This window comes from Pseudomonas sp. IT-P258 (assembly GCF_949767825.1).
GTDB lineage: Bacteria > Pseudomonadota > Gammaproteobacteria > Pseudomonadales > Pseudomonadaceae > Aquipseudomonas > Aquipseudomonas monachiensis.
Genome location: NZ_CATKPU010000043.1, coordinates 38,121 through 53,389, shown reverse-complemented (window position 1 = coordinate 53,389; position 15,269 = coordinate 38,121). Strand labels below are relative to the sequence as shown.

Here is a 15,269-nt window from a genome sequence, read left to right as displayed (position 1 = left end):
TCTGATCAACGTAGCAAACGCGCGTTACCGCTTTGAGAAAACGCAGGCGATTCAGCAGCATGGACGCCCGCAGTGCATATGCGTATCATGGCGCCCGCTGCACCAGTAGCTCAGCTGGATAGAGTACTGCCCTCCGAAGGCAGGGGTCGTGGGTTCGAATCCCGCCTGGTGCACCATACGTTGTAACGAGAAAGCCTCAGGCCTTATGGGCCTGGGGCTTTTTTGTGGGTGCTATTTCGTCCTGAATAAGGTTTACACCTTCTGGCTTCTTCGGCGAACGGCATCGGCAGCCTGCTGCGGGCGTTGAAACTGCCACCCGAAATTTGCGCATGACGACGCGCTATCCCACTGCTGCCTGAGGCCCCTGATCCACATCCTCTCCAAAGTTTCCTTGGCCTTATCTTCTTGAGTTTGATTAAAATGATGGCACATTGCCTCAAATCACAATGGATTGTCCCGCTCGGGATTTCTTACGCTCATAGAGATATTAGAAATGATGATGTTAAAACGCTGCCTGGTGCTTTCGATTGCTGCCGTTCTTGCTGGTTGCCAAACGAGCGGTGAGGAGTATCAGGCAGATGTATTCGACGCCAGTCAGGTAAACACTCAGCAGGAAGCTAAAACCGTCAAAATCCTTACGATTTCGCCGAGCAAGATTAAAGTCAGCAACGAAAAGAACAAAAAAGCAGCCATGATGGCGGGCGGGGTACTGGGTCTGATCGGTGGTGCCGCACTGGGCAACACTAAAAACACTGACACGGCCATTGTCGGCGGTGTAGCCGGTGGCGCTGCAGGCGCCATGGCGGGCTCGATGGTCAATGACACCACCCTGGTACCGGGCGTGCTGATTGGTTATTCCGAAAGCGGCAAGATCTTCACTTCTGCCCAGGTGGGTCGCCCTTGTGAGTTCAAGGTTGGCGAAATATCCCTGATGGTGATGACGATCTCCAACGAAACACGCATTCAGCCGAATGCGACCTGTCCAGAACCCAAGAAAAGCTAAGGGGGTCGGACATGAAACATATTGTTTTGGGCTCGGTCCTCGCACTGCTCGCCATGCCGACATTGGCGGGCCAATTCGACAATCTGTATCAAATCGAACAGCAAACCAAACAGGCTGAAGCGGCCGCCGAGGCCGAACGCATCCGCCAGGCGGCAGCCGAGCGGTCACGCGAGGAGGCCCGTAGCGCTGCTGATCGTCGGCAACGGGCAGTGGCACAGCAAGCTGCGCAGCAAAGGGCTCTTGAGCAGCGCAAAACACAAGAACTTGAACACAAGCGTGTGCAAACCCGTGAAGAAGGCTTCGAAGACGAGTTGCGCGCACTGGAGCTGGAAGAGCGCCGCCTGGCACTACAGGCAAAGCGCGCGCGCACCGCACGCGCCAACGACTACATCGATGCGGAGTTGCGTGACAGCGCGGCACGCACCGATGTGATCCAGTCTGAAGCCGACTCGGCACGCAATGTGACCTCCGGTGCCAAGTCTCTGCTGGAAGATACCGGCAAGGCTGACGTCAACCGCTCCGGCCGCTTGTTCGGCGAGTAATCTTCCTATCGATCGTCCCCCGGACTCTGGTCCGGGGCATCCGTTATCAGAGATGAATTCATATGCTGCGTTTATGTACGCTGATTGCCGCGGGACTACTGCTGAGCGCCTGCTCCAAAGAAGACCCCAAAGTCCAGGTTCCAGCTGTCGACCTTCACGGACGCCTGGTGGTGGACCAGGAGATGACGACCAGTCGTCAAGCCCAAGGTATCAATGGTGAATATTACAAGCGCGTCCTCACCGTTAATGGCCAAGAAATGGTTTTTGCCGACTTCATCAAGCAATTTTGCTCTGACGCCAACACCCGCGACGAAACATGCCTGAAAGCCTTTCGCATCAAGAAAATCGACGATGTCAGCGGCGCAACCAAGTTTCTCCCCAATGGGCTCTGACACTATCAAGTACGCCAGATACAGCCCCTCAGGGCTTTAGCCTGGACCCACAAAAAAACCGCCGAGGCGGTTTTTTTCATTCTGTCGTCCAGTCGAACTCGTCGTACTCATCATCGTCCTCGTCGTCCTCGAAAAGCTCCTCTTCGAGGTCGTCGTCTTCAACAACGTCTTCTTCCGGCTGGTTCAGCAGAAAATCCTTGCGACTCTCGGTAATCGCTCGCCGCAGTTCCTCGCCCTTTTGTGGGCAGCTGAGCATTTGGGCGATGCGGTCGATTTTTTTTGCCACGGCATCCTCCAACGCATCGGCTATAGCCTGATAGTGCGCGCTTTCGGGGGTGGATGCCAAATCCCCGGAATGCCGCGCACTTCAGTTGTCTGCAAATCCGCTGGGGCGATCAGCCTTCAGCGGTGATAGCGCCGCACCACGCTGCTGTTTTTCAGGACATGGCCTTGGATTTTTTCCAGCAACTGCGCACGGGTCAGGCCGGCGGGCAAGGCGTCCGGGGGCAGGTCCAGGGCGTAGATCTGGATGATGTAGTGGTGCGCACTGTCGCCAACGGGCGGGCAAGGGCCGATGTAGCCGGTGGTTGCCTTGCTGTTGGTACCGCCGACGCCCTCGAGGCCGGGTTTGCTCCCGGCGCCGGCCGGGATCTGGTGGGTGCCGGCCTTGATGCCGTAGTGCACCCAGTTATCGACGCCCTGGCCTTTCTGGCCGTCTGGGTCGTGCATGACGATGGCGTAGCTTTGGGTGGCTGCCGGGCCGGCGTTCCAGTTCAAGGCCGGAGAAATATTATGTCCGCCACAACCCGCGGAGTCGCTGGCGGCGGCCGACGTGAACAGGCGGTCATCGGAGACGCCGGGAATGTTCAGGGTGAAGCGCTCCTGGGCCTGCACCGGAAACTGCACACAAAGGGCGACTGCCAAGGCCGCGAGCCAAGGGTTCATTGAGGTCAATCGGGGCATACCGGAGCACCTTGTGCGTGTTGGGCCGTCGTCGGCGTGCAAACTATAGCCGGACCGTTCACGCCGTGGCAGGGGCAATTGGCTGAACCTCGCGATAAGTACCAGACTCATAAGTGAAACGTCTGACTGGAGAGCGATCATGACTCTGCATCGCGTTGCGCGTGTCGCCAATGTGCCCGAAGACCGGGGTCTGGAAGTGCAGGTCCTGGGCAGCAAGATCCTGCTGTTGCGGGCCGGCGAACAACTGCGCGCTTATCAGGCCGAATGCCCGCACGCCGGAGCCCCGCTGGCGGACGGCGCGATATGCCACGGACGCCTGACGTGTCCATGGCACAAGGCGCAGTTCCGGATCGAGGATGGCGGGCTGTGTGAACCGCCAGCCCTGGACAGCCTCAAGCGCTATCCCCTCGAAGTCCGTGACGGCGATATCTGGGTCGGCGACCAGCCGATGTCGGGTGGCCACGCGCCACCGGCCGACGATCCACGAACCTTCATCATTGTCGGCGCTGGCGCGGCAGGCACGGCAGCGGCAGCGTGTTTGCGCGAGAAAGGTTTCGGCGGCCGGCTGTTGTTGATCGACCGCGAAGCCGATTCCGGATACGACCGCACCGCGCTGAGCAAATACGTGATCGCCGGGGAGATGCCGCTGGACGAAGTCCCGCCGCTGCGTGACGAGGATTTTTACCGCAAGCAGCGGATCGAGCGCCTGCGAGGCGAAGTGGCAAGCCTGGATGCGCCAAACCGGACGCTGCGGCTGACTGACGGCCAATCACTGGCCTACGACGCCGCGCTACTGGCCACCGGCGGCGTACCCAATCCGCTGACGCTGCCGGGCGCCGACCTGCCGCAAGTGTTCGTCCTGCGCTCCAAAGCCCATGCGCAGCAGATTCTCGACAGCGCCAGCGCCGGCCAGCGGGTGGTGATCATCGGCGACAGTTTCATTGCCATGGAGTCCGCCTCGTCCCTGCGCCAGCTTGGCCTGAACGTGACCGTGCTGGCCCGTCACGAAGTGCCGTTTGCCAAACAGTTCGGTGACACGGTCGGCAAGGCCATTCGCGCACGACATGAAGCCCATGGCGTCGTGTTTCATACCCAGGGCAATGCGGTACAGATCGAAGGGACGGACAAGGTCGAGGCCGTGCGCCTGGATAATGGCGAACACTTGGCGGCCGATCTGGTGCTGGTCGGTATTGGCGTCACGCCAGCCACTGCGGCCTTTACCGGGTTGCCAACGGAGCAAGACCAGTCGCTGCGTGTCGACGGCGCAATGCGCGTGGCCGACGGCCTCTGGGCGGCTGGCGATATCGCCACGTTCCCGCTGAACAACCAATACCTGCGCATCGAACACTGGCGACTGGCCCAACAGCAGGCACGGATCGCCGCGGCCAATATGCTGGGCGGTGACGAGCACTACCTCGACGTGCCGTTTTTCTGGACCTGGCATTTCGGTAAAACCTACGACTACCTCGGCCACGCCCAGGCTTGGGACGAAGTCGAGTTCAAGGGCGACCCTTTCGATCCGCCATTCATAGGCCTGTTCGGAAAAAACGGCGTGGTGTCGGCAGCGGTAGCCTGCGAGATGGACCGGGCCATGGCGATGCTCGCCGAGCGGATGAAACAACCGTTGCCCTGGGAAGAGGCATGGCGCCTGATCCGTAACGTCCCCTAGGGGCCGGACAGCAAAACGCCCGGCGCCTGCGCGATGCAGAGGCCGGGCGTTGCAGGGTTAGCAGCCGTCGTTATTCGGTGGCACTGGTATCTGCGAACTTGCTCATTACAAAACTGGCGAACTCTTCAACGGTCATTTTCTGGCCGTTGAAGTCCACCTGATTGTTGGCGTAACGCAAGTTGGTGACGATGTTGTTGCCGTCCAGTTTTGCCAGTTGGCTGCCGACCGCCATGCTGCTGAACATGTCCGCGGTGGCGGTGGCCTGGTCGGCAATCAGCTTGGCGTCGGTCTGACCGTCGATTTGCGATTGCACGGTGAGCACATCGACCAGCATGGCTTTGGACACTTGCAGATTGAAGTCGAGCAGCGCAATCAGCTGTCTGACCAGTTGATCGGTCGGCAGATCAATGGTCTGTGGCTTGGTCAGGTCGAGCACCATATTGGCGCGGCTCTCACCGTTGGCGGTGTTGAACGACAGGTTTTCCAGGGCCACTTGTGGTCCGGCCGCCAGCAGTTTTTCCAGGCTGGACTTGAGCAGCGCCTCTTCGGCTTCGGTCAGTTTCAGCTCTGGCGCCGGCAGGCCGGCCGCTGTTGCTTCGGCCGCCGCCCTTTCATACGGCTGCAGCTTGCTCTGGTAAACCTGCATCAACGACAGGGTCGCCGGAATGTCGAGGTTCTTCAGGCTCATGGCCAGCGCACCGGAACCGATGGTCTTGCCGTTGAAGGACACGTCGCCGACCTTGTAGTCGGCACGTCCGGAGACGTTGCTGCCCTTTTCTTCAGTCAGGTTCTTCATTTCGAACTTCTTGAAGTCCAGCACCGACTGCTTGACGCCGAAGGTCGATTTGCCGCTGGCCAGTTCAACGACGTTCTCGCCGGTGTAGAAACCGTAGGTACTTTTTGTCAGGTTGCTGGCCAGGGTCAGGCCGTTCAACTCAACCTGCACCGGCGCCTGGTCTTCGGAAACGGTGGTCACCTTCAGGCTGTCCATGTAGCCGTTGGCCTTGACCTTCTGCGCCTTGGCGCTGGCATCGATGTCCATGCTCAAGCCAGAGAATTTCATGCTCGACTTGTCATCCAGGGCCATTTCCAGCGGCTGCAACTCGAAGGTGCCATTGGTAGCGTTGTCATAGCCGATATTGACCACGCCGCTCAGCGGGGACTTGCCCTTGGCGGCGGCAAACCACTTCTCGGTGTACGGGGTCTTTTCCAGCTCGTAGTGACTGGTCGCCAGGACCGGCAGCCACTTGAGCGACATCAGGCGCGAGAACGGCAACGGGCCGTGTTCGATGTGATCGACAAACAGCAACTCGACCGGCGCTTCGCCGAACATTTCGCCTTCGCCCTTGAGGCGATAGTGCGCGGTGCTGCTGAATACATGACGCTCCAGCGACACCAGTTCCAGGGACGCAGTGCCGTTGGAACCGACCATCGCCGCCTGCAATTCCTTGTTGGCATCGGCAATCGAGGTGTTCAGTACACCTTCGATTTTGGTGCCGGTGAACCAGGCTCCGCCTGCGCTGATGGCACCGATCGCGACAACAATTCCCAGTAGCAAGCCTGCTGATTTATTCATGTATGACCCGTTCAATGTCCGTTGTTGAAAGTGAGGTCGTCTTCCCTGAACCCATGACGGGTTGCGGCTCGACAGCGCTGAAAGTGAGTTGCAGATTAGCACCGGGTGCGACGAACGGCCCAATGTTTAAAGGTGAAAGAGTGTCTTGGGGTGGTCACACGGCTGGAGATATTCACAGTCAATGCAATCGCCTTCGCGAGCAAGCCCGCTCCCACAGGTATGGCGTAATCCCTGTGGGAGCGGGCTTGCTCGCGAAGGCGGCATAACAGCCACCACAAAATCAGGAATACTGGACCTCGATTTCATCCAGTTGATGATCAAAACTTTTGAGCCTTGCAGTCCAAGTGTACACCAGCACTTCGAAGTCGCGGTTGATCACCGCCCCGCCGGTCACTTCCGTGCGCGTGTCGCAAACATCCAGTTGATAGCGTTCACGGGCCATGGCCGTGGCGACATCCGCCAGCTCCCGGGCATTGCTGAGCCAGTGCCGACCGTCGTCAGCCACTTGTCGGTCCAGCGCCAGGCACTGTTTTTTCAGGCTTTCGAGGCTTTTTTCCAGCGGTGTGCCGGTCAATTCGCCCATGACTTCCTGAAAGGTGCGCCCCGGTTGCCAGTAACTGCCCCAGAAATAACGGTCGAACACCGTTTCGACACGACGCAGCGCCACCTTGGTGTCCCAGATCAGGACCAGGGTCTTGCCTTGTTCGAGTTGTCTTTTCTTGGTGCGTTGATTCTGGACCGAGGCCCAGGCTACCACCGCAATGGACATCACCGCGATCAGTGCGGCGGCACTGTCGAGGAACGCCAGAGCCTTGTCGATCTGGAGGGCCAGCATGATGCCGTAGAAATAGGTGGCCGACAGCAGCACCAACGCCACGATGGCGCACCAGAAGCCGAGAGCATAAGGGTTTTTCATTATTGGTTTCCCCCTGACCTGCGCGAGCCTTGTGCGAAGAAAGGGCGCTTTGTACGGGGCGCCCCTCCAACACTTCAAAGCATAGCAACGGCCTCAGGGTTTGCCGGAGTTCGACGCTTGCGTTCGTCCGCTTTCCCAGCCGCCGCCCAAGGCGAGGAACAAATCGATCTGACTGGCGGCAACCTGGGTGTTCGCGGCAGCCAGTTGCGCCGTGACATCGATGTAGGTGCGGGTGGCCTGCAGGTCGGCCAGGAACGAGGCGCGGCCGGCCTGGAAGAAGCGGTGGGTCTGGTCAGACGCCAGCTTTGCCGATTGCTCGGCATCGGCCAGTGCGTCGCGACGTTGCAGCAATGCCGTGTACTGGGCCAGGCCGGTCTGAGTCTCGCGAATGGCGTTGAGCACTACCCCATCGAAATGTGCCAGGGTCGCCTGGGTTACCGCTTCGGCTTCGCGGATGCGCGCACGGGCGCCGTTGGTCGGCACGTTCCAGGTCAGCGACGGACCGAAGCCCCAGCGGTTGGTAGACGGGTCGCCGAGATCGTCCAGGATACCGACGGTACCGATGGTCGCGCCGATGCTGATGTTCGGGTACAGCTCGCCCGTGGCGACGCCAATACCGGCCGTCGCGGCCGCCAGCCGACGCTCGGCCTGCCGTACATCGGGACGACGCTTGAGCAATGCGGCGCCATCGCCCACCGGAATCAATTGCGCGATTTTCGGCAGCTCGTCGCAGGTGGCGGTGCCGGCCGGCAGTTGGTCCACCGGTTTGGCCAGCAACATCGACAAGCGATACAGCCCGGCCTGACGTGCGGCCTCATAGCGCGGCATGTCGGCGCGCAGGGATTTGAATTGGGTCTGCGAGCGGGTGACCTGGGTTTCGTCGCCGCGCCCGGCATCGCGCAGGCGCTGGATCAGCGTGGTGCTCTGGGCTTGCAGGTCGAGGGAATGCTGGGCAATTTCCCGCTCTTCATTGGCCGCGCACACCTGGGTGTAGGCGCGAACCACGTCGGCCACCACGGTGATGCGTGCGGTATCGGCGGCGGCCTGCGTCGCATCGGCATTGGCCTTGGCCGCTTCGATGCCGCGCTGCAGGGTACCGAACAGATCGAACTGGTACGACGCGCTGATACCGATATCGCCGATGTTCGCCACCGGCACTTTTTCCGGCAGCAGGAACGCCTGGCCGGACTCCTGCAAGCGCTGGGCGCCCATCTGCACGCCGCCGCTCCAGCCGCCCGCCGCTTCGGCTTCATCAACCTGTGCGCGAGACCGCGACAGGCTGGCCGCCGCCACCCGCAAATCGGTGTTGGAAGCCATGGCCTGCTGCACCAACCGGTCGAGTCGCGGATCCTTGTACAGGCGCCACCAATCGGCCGGCACCGGCGCGGACACCACCGTTTTACCGTCGACCGCCAGATCGCCCTGCAAGTCTGGACGATGGACAGCCGCTTCTTCAGGCAAATGATAATCCGGCCCGACCATCTGACACGCCGACAGCAGCAAGCCTAATCCGGCGACCGCCAAACCCGAGGCCTTGCTCATTGCGCCGGCTCCCGTTTCTGATCGTCGATGATCGATACCGTGGCGGTGCGCCCGGCGATCATGCGGAAATCTTCTGGCACGTCATCGAAAGCGATGCGCACCGGAATCCGCTGGGCCAGCCGCACCCAGCTGAAGGCCGGGTTGACGTTGGGCAGCAGGTTGTTGCCGCTGGTGCGGTCGCGGTCTTCGATACCGGCGACGATGCTCTCCACATGCCCGCGCAGGCGCGCATTGTCGCCGATCACCCGGATGTCGACGCTTTGCCCGATATGGATGCCGTTCAGTTTGGTTTCTTCGAAATAACCATCGATATGGAACGAGTTGCTGTCGACCACCGACAACACCGGTCGCCCGGCGCTGACGAACTCTTGGGCCCGTGGCGCACGGTCGTTGACGTAGCCGTCCACCGGGCTGCGGATCACCGAGCGGTCGAGGTTGAGCTGTGCGCTGTCCACCGCCACCTGGGCTTCCATCAAGGCCACTTGGGCGCGGGCCACTTTCGACTGGCTTTCTTCCAGTTGTTCACCCGGCACCAGGTTGCCAAGCCCCTTGTTCCGCTTGGCCTCGCGCTGGGCCTGGGCCAGGGTTTCCTCGCGGTCGGCGACTGCCGCTTTCGCTTGGCGCAGGGCCAGCTTGAAGCGGTCCGGATCGATGCTGAACAGCACTTGGCCGCGCTTGACCAACTGGTTGTCGCGCACCTCCACTTGCTGGATCAGCCCGGAGACATCCGGCGCGATTTGCACGATGTCGGCACGGATGTGCCCGTCGCGGGTCCAGGGCGCGAACATGTAATACATCACCATGCGCCAGACCACGACAACGGCGAAGCTCACGATCAGCAGGGTCAACACCACGCGACCCAGGGTTAAAAACGGTTTTTTCATGTCATCAGGTATCGACTGAGTGAGTCCACCGCGCCAAGCAGCAAGGCGTAGAGGGCCACGTTGAACAATGCCCGGTGCCAGACCAGACGGTAAAAGTGCAGGCGCGCCAGCACCCCGTGCACCAACAGGTACAACACATAAGTAATGCCCATCAGCACCAGCAGCGTGGGCAGGAACACCCCGCTCAAATCCAGGTCACCGATCATAAAGGCGCTCCATCAATGCCATGGGGAAGCGGTTCTTCGGACTCGGCGGAGCCGACGAACTCGACGCCGGGCAACAGTGCCAGGCGCAGGCCGCTCAGGGCGTGCAGCAGATGCCGACGGGTCTCATCATCGCCGGCACCGCTGAGAGCGCGGCGCGTGCGGTCGAGGGTCATCAGCAACGGACTCGGTGCCTGCAAGCGCTCACCAGCCTTGAGACAGGCCTTGAAGTACTCGCCCACCTCGGCCACCACCTGGCGCAACAGCACCTGCGGCACGCCAAGGACTCGCGGCGTATAAGCGAGCAGGTCCAACAGGTTCAACGCCACCCGCACTTCCCGCAGCGCCACGCCGGAGTCCTGGCCGGTCATGGCCAGGCGCGGCAGATGCTGCATCAGCCGATCGAGCATCCGTATGCCCAGAAGCCGATGCTCGGACAAAGTGGCCGGCTCGGAGAGGCTGACGATGTCACGCCAGCTGAAACGGGTCAGGCGCTTGGCCGCCAGTTCGGCACCGAACGGCCGGGCGATCAGGGTCCAGATGAACGCGAACAGCAGCCCCATGGGGCCGGCCAGGTTGGAGTTGGCGAAACTGAGGAAGTCCGCGTCGTAAGCGCCCTGAATACTGATGAAGGACGAGGTGTTGACCAGGGTCAGCAGCATGCCCAGGTAAAACTGCGGCTTGACCGTCAGGGTGCCGACGCAAATGAACGGCACGGCAAACGCCAGCACCAGCATCGGAAAGTCATGCAGGTTGGGCAGCACCAGAAACAGATAGAGGCTGGCGAACACCACCGACATCGCCGTCCAGAAAAAGAACCGGTAAATCTGCGGCGCCGGGTCGTCCATCGAGGCAAAGAAACTGCAAGCCACCGCTGCCAGGATCACCGCGCTGCCGCCATCGGTCCAGCCGAGCAGAATCCACAATACCGAGGCGACAATGATTGCCGTAACGGTCGATGCAGCGGAATAAAACATCAGGCCGCGATCCAGGAACGGCGATAGCCGCCCCAGCCGCCAGTGCCGATACACCGCGCGCCAGCTGTCCTGGCTTTCGCACTGGATGGCGTACTGCAGACTGCGACAGTCCTGCCACAAATCGATCCACTCGCCGAGACGGTAAATGGCGTTGGAGAAAAGCAGTTGCTTGCGCTCATCCAGCGCTTCGGGAGCCGGTTGCAGGGCCTCGAGTTGAGCCTTCAGGGTTTGCCAGCGGTCGAGATCGGCATCCTTGTGTTCGAGCCATTCGGTGGTGGCGGCCAGCAAGGGTGCGAACTTGTCCACAAGCTCCGGGGTGCGCCGTTCCAGGGCGTAAAGCGCGTCGTCGAGGGCATCGATCACTGGCAGCAGGTGAATCATCCGACCGCGCAATTCCTTGGTATTGCGCACTGTCTGCGGTCGCGAGCCTTCGTGGGGCAACTGACCGATCATCAATTCCAGGGAGTTGAACGTGGCGACCATCGATGCGCGCAGCGCGCTGACTTCTTCAGGCTGCACGTTGCGGCTAAGGAAGCGCAGGCTGTAGGTCGACGCATCGGTAAACCATTTGCTCACCGAATCATTGAACACCGGCGCCAGGCGCCGGGGCCAGAACATCGCGCCGACCACCGCCGCCACGGCGATGCCGAGAAAGATTTCTTCGGTCCGTGCCTCGGCCACGTCCCATACCCCCAGCGGGTTGTTCACCACCGGCAGGGCAATCAACGGCAAGGTGTAGCCGGCGAGCATCAAGGCGTAGTTGTTGGCGGTGCGCAAATGCAGGGACAGAAACAGCAGCGTCCCGGTCCACAGCGCAATCACCACCACCAGCACGTAGGGGCTCTGCACGAACATCGGCACGAACAGAACCGCCGCCGCAGCGCCGACAAAGGTGCCAACCGCCCGGTATAGCGCCTTGGAACTGGTAGGGCCGAGAAACGGGCTGGAAACGATGTACACCGTGGCCATCGCCCAGTACGGACGCGGCATTTGCATGAGCAGGGCGATGTACAGCGCGATCATTGATGCGGCGAAGGTGCGGACTCCGTAGAACCAGTCCCGCGCCGGGGGCATGCCAGAGAAAAATCCGTTCAAGGGTTCGCCACCGATGGCGGCGTGGCCGCTTCAAATGCTCTCAGTACCCGCAGCGTAGCCTCCAGATCACTCTGGTCAATGCCTTCAAGGACTTCGTGGCGCAAGCGCACCAGCTCCACTTCGACCGCCTGCACCAGCTCCCGACCGGTTTCGGTCAGGCTCAGGCATTTGGCGCGGCGGTCCTGTGCATCTTCGGTGCGGCAGACGTAGCCGCCATGGCACAACTGATCGAGCAGGCGCACCAGCGACGGGCTCTCCATCCCTGCTGCCTGGGCCACCGTCACCTGACGCACACCCTCGCCCAGACGCCCGATCATCAACAGCGGAACGGCACAGGCTTCGGAGATTCCATAGTTGGCCAGCGTGGTCTGGCAGATTTTGCGCCAATGCCTGGCGGCCACCACCATGGCGCTGCTGATGTTCATCTGGAGAACGTCGAGGTTATTCGGCACGAGGGACAATACACACTGTTAGTTTGCTAACTATCAATATTGCATTGAGAGGGATTTTCCGTCAAGTTTTGAAACAAATACGTAACAGCGACCTGCCGAGAGCCATCAGCGTTTCCTGGCACGCTCATACACTTCACTGCGTTCGCGCTTTCCTACTGCAACGACAGAAACGACAGAAACGACGATGCGCTCATCTATCACCTCGTAGACGAGTCGATACCCCGATGACTTCAACTTGATTTTGTAGCAGTCGGGCATGCCATGGAGTGAGTCGGAAGGGATTCGAGGCATTTCGAGCCGCTCTGCCAACTTCTTTTTGAATTGCTCACGTAGCGTGTGCCCCAGCTTGTCCCATTCTTTGCGTGCAGATGGCAGAAATTCGAGCTTATAAGTCATCCAGCGTTACCGGGATCGGTGTTTCATGACGACGAGAACGCACGATTTCCGCCAATTCCAAATCATCCAGGCGCTCCATCATGGCTTCGAACACATCGGCAGGGACCATATACCCCATGACGCGATTGTGATTGAGCACTGCGACGGGCCCTCCATGGGCGCCATTCAAAACGGCAGAGGGGTTTTTCTTTAGTTCAGACACGCTGACAGCCATATCAGCCAAAACACTTTGCATAATTAAGACCTCAAATAAGGTCTTAATTCTGGTCAATTGTTTTGATCAGAGCAACCGTTGCAGATCACCGCCTATCAGTTTTTACACCCCCCGCCCCTTCCTCAACATCACATCCAGCTGATCCACGACTTCCGCCCAATCCGCGTCATCGAGTATCTCCTCACGCAGTAGTTCGGCCTGGCTCGGGCTCCAGAAAAATGCATCCGCAAGGTGCAACTCCGGTTTGAGTGGTGAATGGGTGGCGATGAATTTATCAATGCTTTCGGCGTCGTCCGGCAGGCCGAGTTGCTTGAACAGGGAGGGAAGGTTGTGGGTTGGGCTTTCCATGTCTAGCTCCTGTGAACTGATTAAGGGACCGCTGCGCGGTCATCGCGAGCAAGCTCGCTCCCACAGGTTAATCGCAGTCCCGTGGGAGCGAGCTTGCTCGCGATGACGACAGCATTGACGAAACAAAACTCAATGACTCAACTCCCGCACCTCGGCATGCGGCACCATTTTCAGAAACTCGGGCATGTCCATGCGCACCAGGTTGACGTGGTTGCCGGCCTCCAGATAGATGTCTTTCTGCCGGGTCAGCAGCGGATCGATCACCACCTCCAACCCATAGGACTCACCCAGCGCCGGTACGGCACCGCGTTCGCAGTCATCGAACAGGTGCGCCAGGTTGCTTTCGCGGGAAACCTGCCACTCGCCGCTGCTGCGGACTTTGCTCAGGTCAAGGTGACGGCTGGCGGGCAGCACGGCCATCAGGTAATGCCCATGGTGATCGTCGAGGATCACCGATTTGGCCACCCGTTCGGCGGGAATACCTGCGACTCGCGCCGTTTCAAGGCTGCTGGCCGAGTGTGGGTGGCTGACGATGTCATATTCGCATTGAGCCTTTTCCAGGCTTCGCTGCACGGTTCTTGCCATACGCATGATGCACCTCGGTGTCCGCCATGATCGCTTGCGGACGATGATTAAAGCTTGGCTTGCGTAGTAAAAGTCTAGGCCCGTCAGCGCGATCCGGCGGGAAATCTGCCCATCGGATGTCGACGGCAGTTGAGCAAAATTCATAGCGGCCAAGGCTCAACTAAACTGTATACAGAGCCACTCCACGACTCTCCCGGAGGGTCAAGTGAATACGCGTTGCTGTGCAGTTGCGTTGCTGTTGGCGTTGAGCGGATCGGCCTGCGCCGCCGACACGGTTGTGGTGCTGCTGCCCAATCCCGTCGGGATCTGGTTGATCACCTTCGGCATCGCGTTCCTGATCGCCGAGGCGGCCCTGCCCAATTACGGTGTGATCGGCCTGGGCGGCATCGTGATGTTCGTGATCGGCGCGGTGATCCTGACCAATACCGATGTGCCCGTGCCACTGATGATCGGCCTGGGACTGGTCAGTGCACTGTTGCTGGTTTACCTGGTGTTTCATGCCCTGAAGACCCGACCGCGCCACACTGTCAGCGGTGATGCCGGGCTGGTCGGCAGCGAAACGCCGGTCACTTCAGTACAGCTCGGCAACGCCTGTGGCGGCTGGGTTCATCTGCAAGGAGAACAATGGCAAGTGCTCAGCGCAACGCCGCTGCACCCCGGGCAACGGGTGCGGGTGGTGGGGCGCCAGGGCTTGCTGCTGCAAGTGGCCGCGACTGACGCGGCGCCGGGCGGAGAATAGTCATGGGTTTGCAATTGGGTCTTGTCGCGCTGCTATTGTTGATCATCGCCCTGGCGGGGTCGACGTTCCGCATCCTGCGCGAATACGAGCGCGGGGTGGTGTTCCAGCTCGGGCGCTTCTGGCAGGTCAAGGGCCCTGGCCTAATCCTGCTGATTCCGGTGGTCCAGCAAATGGTCCGGGTCGATTTGCGCACCGTGGTGCTGGACGTGCCGCCACAAGACGTGATCACCCGCGACAACGTGTCGGTCAAGGTCAACGCGGTGCTGTATTTCCGCGTACTCGATCCGCAGAAGGCAATCATCCAGGTCGAGGACTTCCTGGCTGCTACCAGCCAATTGGCGCAAACCACGCTGCGGGCAGTGCTGGGTAAACACGAACTGGACGAACTGCTGGCCGAACGCGAACGCTTGAACCTGGACATCCAGCAAGTACTCGACGCCCAGACCGACACCTGGGGCATCAAGGTCGCCAACGTCGAGATCAAGCACGTGGACCTCAACGAATCGATGATCCGCGCCATCGCCAGGCAGGCCGAGGCAGAACGGGAACGGCGAGCCAAGGTGATCCACGCCGAGGGTGAATTGCAGGCCTCGGAAAAGCTCATGCAGGCCGCCGAAATGCTCGGCCGACAACCGGGGGCCATGCAGTTGCGCTACATGCAGACCTTGAGTTCGATTGCCGGCGATAAGAGCTCGACCATTGTCTTTCCACTGCCGATCGAGCTGCTCAAGGGCATGGCGGATTTGTCGTCGAAAGCCTGAACGCCGACCGGT

19 protein-coding genes and 1 tRNA gene are annotated in these 15,269 nt (G+C 60.4%); 7 read left to right on the top strand and 13 right to left on the bottom strand.

Going from position 1 to position 15,269, the window contains the following annotated elements; translation table 11 throughout:
* The first annotated feature begins 99 nt into the window (after window positions 1-99).
* The 4 genes from ACM6G4_RS16145 to ACM6G4_RS16130 all read left to right on the top strand — a co-directional run bounded on the left by ACM6G4_RS16145 (window position 100) and on the right by ACM6G4_RS16130 (window position 1,937).
* Window positions 100-176: transfer RNA gene (locus ACM6G4_RS16145), tRNA-Arg, on the top strand.
* Between the two features lie 317 nt (window positions 177-493).
* A complete protein-coding gene (locus tag ACM6G4_RS16140) occupies window positions 494-1,003 on the top strand; it encodes a hypothetical protein (RefSeq protein WP_056726973.1) in 510 nt (169 codons plus the stop codon).
* An 11-nt stretch (window positions 1,004-1,014) separates the two neighbouring features.
* On the top strand, window positions 1,015-1,545 hold the full coding sequence (locus ACM6G4_RS16135) for a DUF5384 family protein (protein WP_414914091.1): 531 nt from the start codon (window positions 1,015-1,017) through the stop codon (window positions 1,543-1,545).
* A gap of 62 nt (window positions 1,546-1,607) precedes the next feature.
* On the top strand, window positions 1,608-1,937 hold the full coding sequence (locus tag ACM6G4_RS16130; protein ID WP_056726975.1) for a hypothetical protein: 330 nt from the start codon (window positions 1,608-1,610) through the stop codon (window positions 1,935-1,937).
* A 76-nt stretch (window positions 1,938-2,013) separates the two neighbouring features.
* On the opposite strand, the gene ACM6G4_RS16125 is transcribed toward ACM6G4_RS16130, so the two are convergent.
* Together ACM6G4_RS16125 and ACM6G4_RS16120 are read right to left on the bottom strand one after the other, a co-directional pair.
* Window positions 2,014-2,283: a hypothetical protein gene (locus ACM6G4_RS16125; RefSeq protein ID WP_414914090.1), complete on the bottom strand. Its 270-nt coding sequence runs from the start codon at window positions 2,281-2,283 to the stop codon at window positions 2,014-2,016.
* Window positions 2,284-2,339: 56 nt separating this feature from the next.
* The gene (locus ACM6G4_RS16120; protein WP_414914089.1) at window positions 2,340-2,900 is read right to left on the bottom strand and encodes a YbhB/YbcL family Raf kinase inhibitor-like protein; all 561 of its coding nucleotides are present in this window, start codon (window positions 2,898-2,900) and stop codon (window positions 2,340-2,342) included.
* Window positions 2,901-3,039: 139 nt separating this feature from the next.
* Here ACM6G4_RS16120 and ACM6G4_RS16115 point away from each other — a divergent pair, with 139 nt between their 5' ends.
* On the top strand, window positions 3,040-4,569 hold the full coding sequence (locus ACM6G4_RS16115; protein WP_414914088.1) for an FAD-dependent oxidoreductase: 1,530 nt from the start codon (window positions 3,040-3,042) through the stop codon (window positions 4,567-4,569).
* Between the two features lie 70 nt (window positions 4,570-4,639).
* Here ACM6G4_RS16115 and ACM6G4_RS16110 read toward each other — a convergent pair whose 3' ends face one another.
* From ACM6G4_RS16110 to ACM6G4_RS16060, 11 genes are all read right to left on the bottom strand, one after another.
* Window positions 4,640-6,145 (bottom strand): YdgA family protein, encoded by a 1,506-nt coding sequence (locus tag ACM6G4_RS16110; protein ID WP_223541564.1) that lies wholly within the window; start codon window positions 6,143-6,145, stop codon window positions 4,640-4,642.
* 280 nt (window positions 6,146-6,425) lie between these two features.
* On the bottom strand, window positions 6,426-7,061 hold the full coding sequence (locus tag ACM6G4_RS16105) for a hypothetical protein (protein ID WP_056726980.1): 636 nt from the start codon (window positions 7,059-7,061) through the stop codon (window positions 6,426-6,428).
* Window positions 7,062-7,154: 93 nt separating this feature from the next.
* Entirely contained in the window at window positions 7,155-8,603 is a 1,449-nt protein-coding gene (locus tag ACM6G4_RS16100; RefSeq protein WP_414914087.1) for an efflux transporter outer membrane subunit, read from the bottom strand.
* Complete coding sequence (locus ACM6G4_RS16095; RefSeq protein WP_223541566.1) at window positions 8,600-9,487, bottom strand: HlyD family secretion protein; 888 nt, start codon at window positions 9,485-9,487, stop codon at window positions 8,600-8,602. The genes ACM6G4_RS16100 and ACM6G4_RS16095 overlap by 4 nt, the downstream gene beginning before the upstream one ends.
* Complete coding sequence (locus ACM6G4_RS16090) at window positions 9,484-9,693, bottom strand: DUF1656 domain-containing protein (RefSeq protein ID WP_056726983.1); 210 nt, start codon at window positions 9,691-9,693, stop codon at window positions 9,484-9,486. Before ACM6G4_RS16090 ends, ACM6G4_RS16095 begins: the two co-directional genes overlap by 4 nt.
* On the bottom strand, window positions 9,690-11,762 hold the full coding sequence (locus ACM6G4_RS16085) for an FUSC family protein (protein WP_409079070.1): 2,073 nt from the start codon (window positions 11,760-11,762) through the stop codon (window positions 9,690-9,692). The genes ACM6G4_RS16090 and ACM6G4_RS16085 overlap by 4 nt, the downstream gene beginning before the upstream one ends.
* Window positions 11,759-12,187, bottom strand: a complete 429-nt coding sequence (locus tag ACM6G4_RS16080; protein ID WP_056726985.1) for a MarR family winged helix-turn-helix transcriptional regulator — start codon at window positions 12,185-12,187, stop codon at window positions 11,759-11,761. The genes ACM6G4_RS16085 and ACM6G4_RS16080 overlap by 4 nt, the downstream gene beginning before the upstream one ends.
* A gap of 132 nt (window positions 12,188-12,319) precedes the next feature.
* Window positions 12,320-12,610 carry a type II toxin-antitoxin system RelE family toxin gene (locus ACM6G4_RS16075; protein ID WP_056726986.1) on the bottom strand — a complete coding sequence of 97 codons (291 nt, stop codon included), beginning with the start codon at window positions 12,608-12,610 and terminating at the stop codon, window positions 12,320-12,322.
* Complete coding sequence (locus ACM6G4_RS16070; protein ID WP_046040690.1) at window positions 12,600-12,845, bottom strand: type II toxin-antitoxin system prevent-host-death family antitoxin; 246 nt, start codon at window positions 12,843-12,845, stop codon at window positions 12,600-12,602. The genes ACM6G4_RS16075 and ACM6G4_RS16070 overlap by 11 nt, the downstream gene beginning before the upstream one ends.
* 81 nt (window positions 12,846-12,926) lie before the next feature.
* Window positions 12,927-13,172, bottom strand: coding sequence for a DUF2789 domain-containing protein (locus tag ACM6G4_RS16065; protein ID WP_015092958.1), 246 nt, complete (start codon window positions 13,170-13,172; stop codon window positions 12,927-12,929).
* A gap of 129 nt (window positions 13,173-13,301) precedes the next feature.
* Window positions 13,302-13,763 (bottom strand): aminoacyl-tRNA deacylase, encoded by a 462-nt coding sequence (locus tag ACM6G4_RS16060; protein ID WP_007975646.1) that lies wholly within the window; start codon window positions 13,761-13,763, stop codon window positions 13,302-13,304.
* Window positions 13,764-13,962: 199 nt separating this feature from the next.
* Here ACM6G4_RS16060 and ACM6G4_RS16055 point away from each other — a divergent pair, with 199 nt between their 5' ends.
* Together ACM6G4_RS16055 and ACM6G4_RS16050 are read left to right on the top strand one after the other, a co-directional pair.
* The gene (locus tag ACM6G4_RS16055; protein WP_056726989.1) at window positions 13,963-14,496 is read left to right on the top strand and encodes an NfeD family protein; all 534 of its coding nucleotides are present in this window, start codon (window positions 13,963-13,965) and stop codon (window positions 14,494-14,496) included.
* A gap of 2 nt (window positions 14,497-14,498) precedes the next feature.
* Window positions 14,499-15,257: a slipin family protein gene (locus tag ACM6G4_RS16050; RefSeq protein ID WP_056726990.1), complete on the top strand. Its 759-nt coding sequence runs from the start codon at window positions 14,499-14,501 to the stop codon at window positions 15,255-15,257.
* Window positions 15,258-15,269: the final 12 nt, after the last annotated feature.